General features: G+C 63.4%; 11 protein-coding genes and 1 riboswitch. Of the genes, 9 read left to right on the top strand and 2 right to left on the bottom strand.

Features of this window, described 5'->3' with window-relative positions:
• Positions 1-41: 41 nt before the first annotated feature.
• A complete protein-coding gene (locus OKA05_RS00175) occupies positions 42-1319 on the bottom strand; it encodes a tetratricopeptide repeat protein (RefSeq protein WP_264485056.1) in 1278 nt (425 codons plus the stop codon).
• Positions 1316-2689: an AAA family ATPase gene (locus OKA05_RS00170; RefSeq protein WP_264485055.1), complete on the bottom strand. Its 1374-nt coding sequence runs from the start codon at positions 2687-2689 to the stop codon at positions 1316-1318. Before OKA05_RS00170 ends, OKA05_RS00175 begins: the two co-directional genes overlap by 4 nt.
• 147 nt (positions 2690-2836) lie before the next feature.
• Here OKA05_RS00170 and OKA05_RS00165 point away from each other — a divergent pair, with 147 nt between their 5' ends.
• The 9 genes from OKA05_RS00165 to OKA05_RS00125 all read left to right on the top strand — a co-directional run bounded on the left by OKA05_RS00165 (position 2837) and on the right by OKA05_RS00125 (position 13167).
• Positions 2837-4231 carry a prenyltransferase/squalene oxidase repeat-containing protein gene (locus tag OKA05_RS00165; RefSeq protein WP_264485054.1) on the top strand — a complete coding sequence of 465 codons (1395 nt, stop codon included), beginning with the start codon at positions 2837-2839 and terminating at the stop codon, positions 4229-4231.
• Positions 4228-5226, top strand: coding sequence for a prenyltransferase/squalene oxidase repeat-containing protein (locus OKA05_RS00160; RefSeq protein ID WP_264485053.1), 999 nt, complete (start codon positions 4228-4230; stop codon positions 5224-5226). The genes OKA05_RS00165 and OKA05_RS00160 overlap by 4 nt, the downstream gene beginning before the upstream one ends.
• A 397-nt stretch (positions 5227-5623) precedes the next feature.
• Positions 5624-6820 carry a TolB-like translocation protein gene (locus tag OKA05_RS00155; RefSeq protein ID WP_264485052.1) on the top strand — a complete coding sequence of 399 codons (1197 nt, stop codon included), beginning with the start codon at positions 5624-5626 and terminating at the stop codon, positions 6818-6820.
• A 115-nt stretch (positions 6821-6935) separates the two neighbouring features.
• Entirely contained in the window at positions 6936-7421 is a 486-nt protein-coding gene (locus tag OKA05_RS00150) for a VOC family protein (protein ID WP_264485051.1), read from the top strand.
• 106 nt (positions 7422-7527) lie between these two features.
• Positions 7528-7679: riboswitch (cobalamin riboswitch) on the top strand.
• 38 nt (positions 7680-7717) lie between these two features.
• Positions 7718-8566, top strand: a complete 849-nt coding sequence (locus OKA05_RS00145; protein WP_264485050.1) for a DUF4465 domain-containing protein — start codon at positions 7718-7720, stop codon at positions 8564-8566.
• Positions 8567-8578: 12 nt separating this feature from the next.
• On the top strand, positions 8579-10564 hold the full coding sequence (locus OKA05_RS00140; protein WP_264485049.1) for a TonB-dependent receptor: 1986 nt from the start codon (positions 8579-8581) through the stop codon (positions 10562-10564).
• Positions 10561-11472 (top strand): hypothetical protein, encoded by a 912-nt coding sequence (locus tag OKA05_RS00135; RefSeq protein ID WP_264485048.1) that lies wholly within the window; start codon positions 10561-10563, stop codon positions 11470-11472. The genes OKA05_RS00140 and OKA05_RS00135 overlap by 4 nt, the downstream gene beginning before the upstream one ends.
• Before the next feature lie 58 nt (positions 11473-11530).
• Positions 11531-12325 (top strand): DUF432 domain-containing protein, encoded by a 795-nt coding sequence (locus OKA05_RS00130; protein WP_264485047.1) that lies wholly within the window; start codon positions 11531-11533, stop codon positions 12323-12325.
• On the top strand, positions 12325-13167 hold the full coding sequence (locus OKA05_RS00125; protein ID WP_264485046.1) for a mechanosensitive ion channel family protein: 843 nt from the start codon (positions 12325-12327) through the stop codon (positions 13165-13167). Before OKA05_RS00130 ends, OKA05_RS00125 begins: the two co-directional genes overlap by 1 nt.
• The last annotated feature ends 21 nt before the right edge of the window (positions 13168-13188 follow it).

Genomic DNA, 13188 nt, shown 5'->3' with positions numbered 1-13188 from the left:
TCACATCCGCCCCGCCTTGCCCAAAGAAGCGAATCTTCCCCTCAACGAGGCTTTGCCTGACGCAGCGACGGAATCCCGCCGATCCAGGTAGTGATGAACAATCCGATACTGGCCACAGCGACATACAGAACGTCCTGGTCGCCAATCAATTCTTCGCCCGGCAGTCGCCCAAAGGTTCGCCAGCAAAGGATCGCCCCGCAGATGAGCATCATGGTGGTGATGACCCCGAAGACCACACGACCCTTGGTCGACGGATTGTCACAAACCATACTTCCAGGAACCGCGGCTGCCATCATCGCACCGCCGAGCAGAGCCACCCCAATCGGCAAGAAGGTCACGCCGCAAATCAACAGCGCGAGTCCGATGAAGAACAAGCCACCGACCAGCGCGCCATCGAGCTTCTCGCTGCGCGTGAGTGAAAGCCGGGCCAGCGGGTCCTTCAGCAGCAGGAAATGGCCGAGCCCGCTGGCCAGCCAACTCCCAAACACAAACATCATGTAGACGATGATCAGCGGCACCGCCGCCAAGGGATGGATCGCTGTCAGCAGCATCCGGCCAAACCGGAACGCAATGAAGATCCCGATGATGATCAGCCACTGGTTCTTCTCCGAGTGGCGCTGGAGGAAAAAGACCCAGCGCAAGAACAGCCGGTAAAAGAACGAGCGCGCCTTGTAAGCCTCGCGCAGCCCGAGCCGGGCGTGCTCCAGCTCGGTATCCAGCCGCAGCGATTCGCGAAAGAGATTCTCGGCCTTGTCCCGCTGGCCGCGATTCAATGCGGTCCATCCAGCCGTCGCGAAGGTCCAAGCATTCTCCGGGTCGCGGGCGAGATGCCGGTCGATCTCCACCTCCGCCTCACCGAAGCGCTTCTGGAGTCGCAGCACGGTGGAGAGCAGATTGGAAGCGTCGGAGAAATCCGGATCCAGCTCCAGCGCCTTGCGCGCCGCCGCTTCCGCGTCGCCTAACACATGCTTCGCCAGCAAAGCCTTCCCGCGGCACACCCACGCAAAGGCGAACTCGGGATCGATCCCGAGCGCCACATCAGCCGCTGCCAGCGCCTCATTGTCACGATCCAGTGCCAGCAGGATCGCCGAGCGAATCGCGTATGCAGACGGATTCTCCGGAGAAAGGGAGATGGCCCTGTCGATATCCTCAAGCGCCTTGCGATAACTCTCTCCCTCGAGGAAACGCGTCACCGCCAGCTCATAGTGCGCGATGAAGCTGTCGGGATCCGCCGCCAGATGCTGGTGCAGCGCCGCGACGGCTTCAGGGAAGCGCCGGTTGTCCCGCAACAGCCGGGCGCGCATCAGGAGCTCGCTCATTTCTTCAGGCCGAGGTAAATGAGCACGTCATCGTAGAAGCCACTTTGATTTGCATAGAGGGCATAGTTCTTCGCGCTCTCGAACCACTTGCGGGTGGAGGGCTTCACCTCCTTGCTGGCATTCATCAGCATCTTCCCCGAGACCGGCACCACCGCGCCCTTGCGCATGGCTTCGGTAAGCGCCGCCTCGGTGGCCAGATCGAAAACCGCCCTTAGATCGGCACCGGAGAAGCCCTCCGTCTTCTTCGCGATGGCCGAGGGATCGAAGTCCACCAGCGGCTTGCCGCGGCCATGGATGCCCGCAATCTCCCGCCGCGCAACCTCGTCCGGCGGCGGCACGAAGACCAGCCGGTCAAAGCGCCCGGGACGCATGAAGGCGCCATCGACATGCCACGGGGCGTTGGTCGCACCGAGGATGAGCACGCCATCATTCGAGGAGCGCGAGCCATCGAGTTCTTCCAGGAATTGGTTGATGATCCCCCGCCCCGCCGACTGGCGCATGTCACGACGATCGGCCGCGAGCGCGTCGATCTCATCGAAGAACAGCACCGCCGGCGCAGCCTTGCGGGCGAGTTCGAAGATCTTGTGCAGCTTCTGCTCGCTCTCGCCGATATACATGTCGAGCACGTGGTGGAGGCCGATCGAGAAGAAGGAGGCATTGATCTCCCCCGCCGTGGCGCGGGCCAGCAGCGTCTTCCCGCAGCCGGGCGGGCCGTAGAGCAGAACCCCGCCACCGGGCTTCTTGCCATAGGCGGCGAAGAGCTCGGGATTCTTCAGCGGGTGGATGATCTTCATCCGGATGTCCTCCTTCACCTTCTCCATCCCGCCGACATCGCCGAACTTGATGTCCGCCCTCACGCGAAACTCAAGGTCGAGCTCGCGGGCGGTCACCGCATCCATGCCGGTGAAGGGCGAGTCATCGTCATCGTCGATCTCCACCGGTCCGGCGGAGGTCATCGCGGTGCGCTTTTGTCCACCGCCCGCCTTGAGGATGGCGGCGAGCAACTCGTCATCCGCCACCGAGCGATCGAGATCGACGGCGACGTCGTAGAAACCACGGGCCGCCACCGCGTCCTTTTCATCCAGCGCGATGCGGGCACGCAGCAGCCACGCCGGGGCGAATTTCGGCTTCAGCGCACAGAGCGATTCGAGACGCACCATCGCCTGCGAACTCTCGCCCGAGAGATCGAGCAAACGCGCGATCCCGAGCAAAGCGTCTGCATGATCGGACTGCAGCTTCACCACCCGCTCGAAAAGCGCGAGCGCATCGGCCAGCTCGAAATGATCCTCGTGGGCCTTCGCCACCAGCATCAGCAGCGGGATATTGTCGGGTGACGCAGCGAGCGCGGCTTTCAGGGCATCCAAATCCATGCAGGGAGGAAAGCGGAGCGGGCGGATCAATCAAGCCCCACTGCTCGCTGCGTGATTTACCAACGATTTACCAAAGAATCCGCGGTCAGCGGGGTCTTATCTCATGGACACGGGGCTTTCCGCCCCGGTCGTCAACCTTGAGACGCCATGAAACTCCGAATCTTACCCCTGGCGGCCAGCCTGATGTGGGCCGCCCAATTCCTCTGCGCGGAGCCTGCGCCCGTCGCTGAAGTCACCAAGGAAGCCCCTCCCGCACAACCTGCAACGCCCGCAGAAAAACCGGCCGAAGCCGCAAAACGCGCCGAGGAGACGACCAAGCCCGCCGACCTGCCGCCGCCCAAGCCGCTCGGCGATCCGGTGAAAAACGGCCTCGCCTGGCTGGCCAAGGTCCAGAATTCCGACGGCGGCTGGGGCCAGGGCGGCGGTTGGCGCACCAATCTCCAGACCGATGGCGGTGGTGGCGGCCGCGTCGAGGGCGCGAACGTCCCCGACCCGTCCGACCTCGGCAATACCGCCATTGCCTTGCAGGCCTTCCTGCGCGCCGGCATCAAGCTCGACACCGGCGAGCACTCACAAGCTGCCGCCAAGGCCGCCGCTTTCGTCCTGACCCAGCTTGAGGCGGACAATGACGACAGCCTGTTCGTCACCAAGGTCCGCGACACCCAGCTCCAGTCGAAGATCGGCCGCTACGTCGATACCTTCCTCGCCGCGCAGATCCTGTCCGATCTCAAGGGCCGCTTCCCGAATACCACCGACGAAGAACGGCGGAGCAAACTCCTCGATAAGGTCGTGGCGAAGATCCAGAAGCATCAGGCCGAGGACGGCGCCTTCGCCGGCAACAGCGGCTGGGCAGCCACATTATCGCAGGGCATCTGCAGCCGCGCGCTGAATACGGCCTTCGCCGCGGGCGCAAAGGTCGATCTCGCGGCGTTGGAAAAGGACCACCTTCAAAATGCCACCGGCCTGGACCGCGCAACCGGAGCCGTTGCGGCGAGTGGCGTTGGTGTAGGAGCAGGATCCGGAGTCGGCGACGCGGGCGTGGAGATCTACCGCTACGCCTCGAAGCTCGGCGGCATGACCTCGTTCTACCAAAACAACACCGGACGCCGCGTGGAGCTGGAAAAAACCGCGCAAGCGCCCGCCTCCACACCGGAACAAAAGGAACAGGCCAAGGATGAAATCTCCAAGATCGACAAGGCCGATGCCGACCAAAAGGTGCTCTTGAAGCAGGTCGCCGAGCGGGCCGGTGAGAAAGGTTTCGTCGCCGGTTTCGGCAACAACGGCGGCGAGGAATTCATCAGCTACATGAATATCGGCGAAGCGCTCCGCAGCAAGGGCGGCGACGAATGGACGAAGTGGGACAAGTCGATGACCACGACCCTCCAAGGTGCCCAGAACGCCGACGGCTCGTGGGCCGGCCTCCACTGCATCACCGGGAGAACTTTCTGCACTGCCAGCGCGTTGATGGTGCTCATGACCGACCGCGCTCCAGCGCCGGTGGTGGTGAAGAATGAGGCGGAGAACACTCCGGCCGCGAAATGAAGCGGTCGGACTTCCTGCGTCTCGTCGTGGTCGCCCCATGGGCACTGCGGCACGCCGTCGCGGGCGGCGGGACGGGCACGCTGCCCGACCCGCGGTCCGCGGCGATCGCGTGGCTGCTGAAGCAGCAGTCTCACGATGGAGCATGGCGGTCCGACACCTACGGAGCCTTCCGCGACGGCCGCGCGCTGACGCCGGTCGTGCTACGATCACTGGCCCGCGAAAAATCTGCGGAAGCCGCTTGTCGGAAAGCCTGTGGCTGGCTGTTAGAGAATCGGAATGCCCTCCTTGAAGAGTATCCGGTGCACCTCGCTTCGGCCATCTTGGAAAGCACAGTGCGGCTCCCCGATCTGAAACCCTTGGCCAGCGTGGCAAAGGATCGCCTTCTGGAACTCCAGTGCCCCGGCAGCGGCGGCTGGTCCTACTCCACCGTCCCGCCGCCAGCCTCCGGGGAGCTTTCCCCGATGCAACAGCCAAACCTGGCCGCCACGGTGATGGCCCTCGACGGACTGCGCGCTGCCGAATTGCCAGCCGATGATCCGGTATTCCGCAAGGCCCTCGCTTTCGTGCTCACCTGCCAGAACCATGGCCGCGGCGAATTCGACGACGGCGGCTTCTTACAAATGGCCGATGACCCCGCACGCAACAAGGCCGGCATCGCCGGTACCGATCCCTCGGGAAAGACCCGCTACAAGTCCTACGCCAGCGCCACCGCCGACGGTCTGCGAGCCCTACTGCTCTGTGGCGAAAACCCGGCATCGCCCCGGGCAAAGGCTGCCAAAGAATGGCTCAACCAGTTTCCGGGCAAAGGCCCCGCCGATTTGAAATACTACACTGCCCGTAGTTTGGCCAAATCGGGCTGCATTTCCCCTACCCTGCTAAAGGAACTCATCGCCGATCAGGCCGCCGACGGCTCGTTCCAGAATCCAGCCGGCGAAATGCGCGAAAATTGCCCGCTCGTCGCCACCGCCCTGATGCTCGAAGCGCTTGCGACATGACACCCGGCCTGAAGCCCGCTGGGAATGCGGGATTCATCCCGCCTGGATAGTAGTGCGCCGAACGGTGAATGTCTCCATTTCTGCGCTGCAGGTCGGTCCAGCACCCATCTCAAAAACCCCATCCATCTAGCTCCCCATCGCAGCCAATCTTCTTAATCTGCGTCCATCTGCGTAATCTGCGGTTGATGATTTTTTGGGAACGGGCTCACCTCAAATCGACTGGTGAGCTTCAACCACAGATGGACACTGATGAACGCAGATAAGAGGGATAGCGACGGCAATTGCGATCGAGTCAGCCTCCATGGACCTGATGCCCATCCATCCTATCATCGGTCCAAAACTCCCCGCGCTTTTTCCGCGTTTCGGCAGCCCCCGGCTGTGTTAGACCGGTGGCACCATGAACGACCGCATCGCCCTGCTCGCCGACGGCCGCCTCATCGTGGCCGCCACCGACGGCACGTCGAAGCGCCATGACTGCGAATTCGCCGCCGAAATCGAGCGCCGCGAACAACGCTCCGCCGAAAAGAACTCATGGCTGCGCGGCGATCAGGAGGCTGCCGGCGGCATGTTCAACCGTTCCTCGCTATGGGGCGGTCGCGGCGTCCCGCGCGGCACCTCGATCCGCCCGCGGGTGGTCGCAGTGACCGGCGGCGACCGTCCGGAGTCAATGGTCTATGCCCTGTGGACCGGCGTTGTCGGCGCGGTGCTGGATTTCGATTTCACCGAGAATCACGAGCGACGGGTCTTCCACCGCGAGCGCTTCCAGGTTTCCGAGTTCGACCGCCACCCCGGCGACGGCCGCATCGCCTGCCGCTTCGGAGATGAAGAGGTCTCGCACCTCGCAGTGCTGGAACCGGACGGCCGGCATGCCAAGCCGGTGACCGAGGGCGATTCCATCGATGCCGCCCCATCGTGGGTGCCGGACCGGGAAGCAATCCTCTATCATTCCGCCGGCCTCTCCCGCGACCCGCAAGGCCACGTCCGCGGCTTCGGTCCCTTCGGCATCCACCGGATCGACCTCGCCAATGGAGAGCTGGAAACAGTGCTGGAAGATCCTGCCCGTGACTACCTCGCACCGCAGGCCGATACGGCGGGCAATCTCTACTACATCCGTCGTAGTTACGAAGGCCCCGGCGGCCCGAAGCCCTCGTTGTGGGTCACGTTGAAGGATACGCTGCTATTCCCCTTCCGCGTGTTCCGCGCGCTCATCGATTTCTTCCAGATCTTCTCCCACCTCGTCAGCAAGAAGCCCCTGACCACCTCCGGCGGGCCGAAGCAACAAGGCCCGGAACCCGTGCGGATGTGGATCCACGGCCGCATGATCGATGTCCAGAAAGCCAGCCGGACGAACTCGCCCGATGGCGCGCTCGCTCCCGCCGATTGGGAACTCGTGAAGCGCGCGGCGGATGGCTCGGAAACCGTACTCGCCCGCCACGTCCTCGCCTATGATCTAGCCGCCGATGGCCGTATCGCGTGGAGCGATGGAAAGAACCTGCACTTGATCGGCACCGACGGCAGCAAGCGCAAGCTGCTCAGCGAACCGCTGATCGACTCGGTGAAGTGGCTGGAGCCCTTCGAAGGTGCCGTGGAATAGGATGATCGTCGCCAAATCGGGCGGTGATCCTGAAGGTCGCGGCACTCGCGATTTTCCAATGACCAAGTTTCCGATGACGCCTCCCCGGATCGTGCCTATCCTTGCGGCTTTCATCATGAAAAAGCAGATTCCGAAAAACACGATCTGCCTGTGGTTCGACAAGGACGCGCTCGACGCGGCACGCTTCTATGCCGCCACGTTTCCAGACAGCGAAGTGATCACCGTCCACCACGCGCCCGGCGACTATCCGTCAGGGCAGGAAGGCGACGTGCTGACCGTCGATTTCACCGTGCTCGGCATTCCCTGCATGGGCCTGAATGGCGGCCCGGATTTCAAACACAGCGAGGCGTTTTCCTTTCAGGTCTCAACCGACACGCAGGAGGAAACAGACCGCTATTGGAATGCGATCGTGGGGAACGGTGGCGAGGAAAGCGCCTGTGGCTGGTGCAGGGACCGCTGGGGGCTTTCCTGGCAGATCACGCCGCGCGTCCTCATCGAGGCGCTGGCCACTGGCGGAGCGGAGGCCAAGCGCGCCTTCGCGGCGATGATGGAGATGGGCAAGATTGATATCGCCAAAATCGAGGCCGCCCGCCGGGGCTGAGGCTGCCGAAAAGGCCCGTTACCGGGAAGCGACCAAGAAGGAATCGATATTCTCACTTCCATCTTGGCATCCGCCTCCGAGCCGCCACCCTGCGCCCGCCGCGGGATAGCCGCGGCTCCATTCAGGACGCCCGTGGCACGGGCAGGAAATTGATGGGGAATCCGGTGCAATTCCGGAGCGGTACCGCCACTGTAATCCCTCGCCGTCCAACGAACGACGCGGGAAAGCCAGATCGCCAGCCTGAAGGATTCATCTGACCGAACCCGCGGATCTCGGGTTCACGGATTTCCAAAGACATGCACTACCCAAAGACGGCGTCCCTCATGCGGACGCTCACGACGGTCCCCCGCTCATTGTTTGCGGCGGGAATCACACTGGCAGCGGCCCTTCCCACTCAAGCTGCCGTCATCACCTTCGACGAGCTGGATCCCGGCTCGCAAGGCTACTGGAGCGGAGACTACCCCGCTGAGGAGGGCACCGTGAACTCCACGTTCAGTTCCGGCACCGCCACGTTCCAGAATAGCGCCACGACCGGCCCCGGATACACCTATTGGTCCGGTTTCGGCTACTCGAACCACGGCGACACCACGACTTCCGGCTTCGGAAACCAATACAGCTCCTTTGCCGGCGGCGGCGCGGGTGGCTCCGGAAACTTCGTGATGGCGTCCGGCAGTTCCGCTGTTGGAGAGGAAGGCCCGACGATCACCTTCCCTTCCCCGACCGACCTCACCGGTCTCGGCGCGTGGTTCACGAACGCAACCTACGCCGCGCTTTCCATCCGCGATGGAGACGGCTTCTCCGATCCCTTTGGCGGAGACGATGGCACCGATCCGGACTACCTGCGCCTGACCATCCACGGCTACAACGGAGCCACCGCGATGGGCACCGTGGACTTCTACCTGGCGGACTACCGGGGCGATTCGTCTTCCGACTACATCGTCGATCAGTGGAGGTGGGTGAACCTCTCCTCCCTCGGAACGGTGGACAAGCTGACCTTCTCCTTCGATTCGTCCGACCAGAGCTTCGGCTTCATCAACAAGCCCGCCTACTTCGCCATGGACAATCTCCTGTCCGTGCCGGAGCCATCCACGGCGCTTGCCGCTCTCGCCGGGCTGGCCTTGCTGGCCCGCCGTCGTCGCCGCTGACCCTTCCGCGCCATGCGCCGTGCCTTCCTCTCCGCCATCCCGGCGGTGATGCTTCCGCTTTTCCCGGCCACCGCGCCGGGAGAAGAGGAGGAGGAATTGCCGGCGCTTGTCGTGGAGGCCGATCGTGACTCGGTGCTGCCGGAGCACTTCGCCGGCAGCGCCACGGTCATTGAGAAGGAAACGATCGCGAAATCCGGCGTCCGCTCGGTGGCCGACCTGCTGGCGACACAGGGCGGCATTCGCCTCAGCAGCACCTCGGGCAATTCCTCGGGCAGTTCGGTGCACCTTCGCGGCTTCGGCGAGAACTCTTCTTCCCGCGTGCTGGTGCTGGTGGATGGCCGCCCGGTGAATCGCCCTGACATGGCCAGCGTCTCGTGGCTGGAAGTCCCCATCGCTCGGCTGGAGCGCGTGGAAATCCTGCGCGGCAGCCAGAGCGCACGCTTCGGCGACAACGCGGTCGGCGGCGTGATCAATCTGATCACACGCGGCGGAAGTACGGAATCCACCGTAGTTGAGGCCGCAGCCGGTAGCGACGGCTACACGCTGGCGCGGCTGAGCCATCGAGGGCTGATCGATGGGAACGGGATCACCTTCGATGCCGAGCGGAATTTCACCGACGGCTGGCGGGACAATGCCTTCAGCGAACTGGAAACGGCAGCCTTACGCTGGGACAAGCAACTTGCCCCGTGGATCGGCGCGGAGTTCGGCGTCTCGTGGGCAGAGGAAAGCGGTGGCTTTCCCGGTCCGCTGACGAAGCAGCGCTACCTGCTCGACCCGCGCCAGTCGATCTACGCGCAGTCCGGCCAAGCGGACCAATACTTCAGCGACCAGACCCGCTGGACCGCCGACGGGTCTCTGATCTTCGGAAAGAGCGACGGCCCGTCGTTCGAAATCCCGCTCTCCATCTATCAGCGCGATCTCGAATGGAACTTCGGGCCTGGCTACCACTCGGACAATCTCCTCAACACCTACACGCTTGCCCCGCGGTTTGAAATCTCGGGCGAGTCGTGGTCCGCGGAAGCCGGTCTGTCTTTCCGTCGGGACACCCTGGAGCTTTCGCAGTTCGCCGAGATCCAGCGGGTGAACCGCACCACCGACGCCTCGTTGGAGCGCGATATCGCGGGCGTTTTCGCCGGTGCGGAGTGGGAGCCATGGAAATCCTGGCACTTCAGCGCTTCCGCACGTTGGGAACATTCGCAGGTCGATGCCCGTTCTAACAGCTTCGTCTTCCCCACCGACCCCGCCTTGAATTTCGCCCGCGGCAGCGACGAATCGAACACCGCCTTCCAAGCCGGCATCCGCTGGGAGCCCTCGGACAACATCTCCGCCTGGCTTCGCTACGACCGGCTCTATCGCCTGCCCTCGACCGACGAGATCGCCTCCTATCAAGGCTTTCCCCTCTCCGTCCCCTTCAACGATCAACTGCACGCCGAGACCGGTCACAACGTTGAGCTCGGCGCGGAATGGACACCCGACGCATGGACCCTTCGCGTGAACGGCTTCGCCCAATGGCTGGAGGGCGAGATCGCCTACGACTACCTTCAGAACATCAATGTGAATCTGGCCGACACACGGCGGATGGGACTTGAGACCACGGTCGGCTACCAGTCGGGCATGTGGGATGCCGCGCTTCATTTCACGGCGCTACAGGCCGAGTTTCGCAACGGCCCGTATCAAGGGAAGGAAGTCTATCTGGTCCCGAATCAAGAGTTCACCGCCACCCTCGCCTGCCGCCCGACCGACTGCCTGACGGTGCAGGCTGAATACCAGCACGTCGGCGATGCCTTCGAAGGAAACGACTTCCAAAACACCCGCGAGAAGCTGCCATCGTATGGCGTCGCGAACCTGCTCCTCCGCTACGAGCCCAAGCCCGGCCTCTCCCTTTACTGCCGCATCAACAATCTCTTCGACGAGCGCTACGCCACGGTGAAATACAGCGGGCTCTGGTATCCCGCCGCCGGACGACAGCTCCTCCTCGGCATCCGCCGCGAATTATGAAACTCCGCCTGCTCGCCTTCCTCATCCCCACCGTCCTCCATGCCGGTCCCTACTCAGGGGCGGCAAATACGTCCGGCACCGAGGCGATTTCGAAGGATGACGCGCGCTTCGTCGCATGGGCGAGCGGTCACTCGGAGCTCGTTTATGGGACCGATGTCGATGCCACTTGGAAGACGCCTGCCAAGGCCACGGGGGCCGCTACCGATGACGTTTATGATATCGTCACCCTCGGCAACGGCGGGAGGATCACCATGTATTTTCCCCATCCGCTGCGCGATGGGACAGGTGCGGATTTCGCGATCTTCGAGAACTCTATCAGTCACGGCTTCCTGGAACTTGCCTTCGTGGAGGTCTCAAGCGATGGCGTGAACTTTTTCCGCTTCCCGAATGCCTCATTGACCCCCGGCGTTGTAGGCCCCCTTGCCAGCAACATGGAGGCAACAAACATCAATGGCCTCGCCAGCAAATACAAGGCAGGCTTCGGGACCCCCTTCGATCTCGCCGCACTCCCCGACTCGCCCCAGTTCGACAAGCAGCGCGTGGCCTTCGTGAAGATCATCGACATCATCGGAAGCGGCACGACGAAGGATAGCAACAACCGCCCGATCTACGATCCTTACCCGGTGGTCGGCAGCGGCGGCTTCGACCTCGACGCGATCGGCGCGATCCACGTGAACAATGGCGATTTCGAGTTGGTGGGCTTTTCCCTTGCCGCGACGACCGCCGAGCTTGAGTGGCAAAGCAATCCCGGCAGCACCTACCGCGTCGAATCCGGCACCAAACTCGACGATTGGCTACCGGTGGGTACAAACCTGACAGGACGGGTGAATCGCGGCACCACGGTCCGCACAATTTCCTTTTCCGCCGGGCCAAAACGGTTCTGGCGCGTAGTCCGCGTCGGAGGTTGATCCACGGCAGGGACGATTCGGCATTGCCGCACGGCGCTCGCCTTTTCATCGTCACGCCATGGCCGCCACCGAACGCTGGCACGAACGGACTCTGCAGGACGGCGAGTGGTTGTGCGCGAATTTCGGCAACCTCACGCTGGTGGTGCTGAGCATCTTGGAAGAATGGCGGGTCGCCCCTCTCTACGGCTCGCAATGCGACTGCCTGATCGACGCCAAAATGCCGCCGGACGACCTGCCCTGGCAGCGCTGGGATCGCGGCGAGAAAGACGTGAAGCTGCGCTTCCGTCCGGTTTTCCCGGATCGCCCGGTGATCATCCGCCCGCGTTCGCCGCTGAACCTTTCGCCGCGCGCCCGGGCCACGTTCTACGTGGGCATTCCCGCCTTCATCGAACTGAACGCCCACAGCGAGGGCCAGTATGAACGGCTCAACGCGTGGCCCAGCGATCCGCCTTCCAACACGTGGCACGGCACGCCGATCTCCGGCACCCTCTGCTACTCGGTCAAGACGCGGGCCCGCCGCCAATTCGTGCCGGAAGACTGGCAGGAGATGTCGATCATCTCGACCATCGAGATCGCCAATTCCGGCTCGCACTCACGGCCCTTCGAGAGGCTGTTTTACGAAACCGGTCACCTGTCGGTCTTCGAGCACTACGGCCGGCTGTGGTCAAATCACGCCCGCATCCGCACCGGCGAGAAGGACGATTCGCTGAGCGGCGTCACCTTTGCCAGCAAGCCGTTCGGCGAAGCGACCGGTGGCGTGGAGCTCACCGCACCGCGGCTCGGCCGGGTGCGGCGCAGCATGCTGAAGGAGGCGTTTTCCACCTTCCTCGGAGTCACTCACCCGCACGACTGATGTTGGCCGACCTGATTGGGGAGTTCTGGGACAATCCGTCTTACCAGCGGATGGCCAAGGCGCTGATCATTGCGGTGACCGGCATCCCGCTGGTCCTGCTGGTCTCGGGGGTCCTGTCGCGGTTGCTGCGCCACCGGCTGGGCCAGCAAGGCGGCGACTTGCTGGCGCGGATCGTCCGCTACGGCGGCTACCTGATGGTGCTGGTAGCAGTGCTACAGGAGTTCGGCTTCAATCTGGCCGCCGTGCTCGGCGCCGCGGGCATCGCCGGCGTGGCGATTGGTTTCGCCTCTCAGACCTCGCTGTCGAACCTCATCTCCGGCCTGTTCATCGTCGGCGAGCGCCCCTTTGAAAAGGGCGACATCATCGAGGTCGGAAACATCACCGGCACCGTCGAGGAGATCGGCCTGATGGCGCTCACGCTGCGAACCTTCGACAACCGCTCGGTGCGGGTCCCGAACGAGATGCTGGTAAAGAACACGGTGGTGACGGTGACCCGCTACCCGATCCGGCGCATCGACCTGACCATCGGCGTGGCCTACACCGAGTCGATCGACCGGGTGATGCGGGTGCTGCGCGGGGTGGCCGACGACCATCCCGCGGTGCTCGATGAACCGGAGACGATCATCGTGTTCAACGGCTTCGGCGAGTCGTCGCTCAACTTCATGATCGGCGCGTGGACGATCAAGGAGGACGTGTTGAAGGTGAAAAACGAGCTGCCGCTGCGGCTCAAGGAAGCCTTCGACCGTGAAGGAATTGAAATCCCCTTCCCGCACCGCGTGCTCGCCGGCGGCAAGTCGATGGACCCGATCCCGGTCGTCCTCCGGGAGCCCAAGCCGGACTAACAAACTCGGCTTGGCATTTGT

It is taken from the genome of Luteolibacter arcticus (assembly GCF_025950235.1).
Taxonomy (GTDB): Bacteria; Verrucomicrobiota; Verrucomicrobiia; order Verrucomicrobiales; family Akkermansiaceae; genus Haloferula; species Haloferula arctica.
Note: the sequence above shows the minus strand (reverse complement) of the source record. Positions and strands in the feature narration are given on the sequence as shown.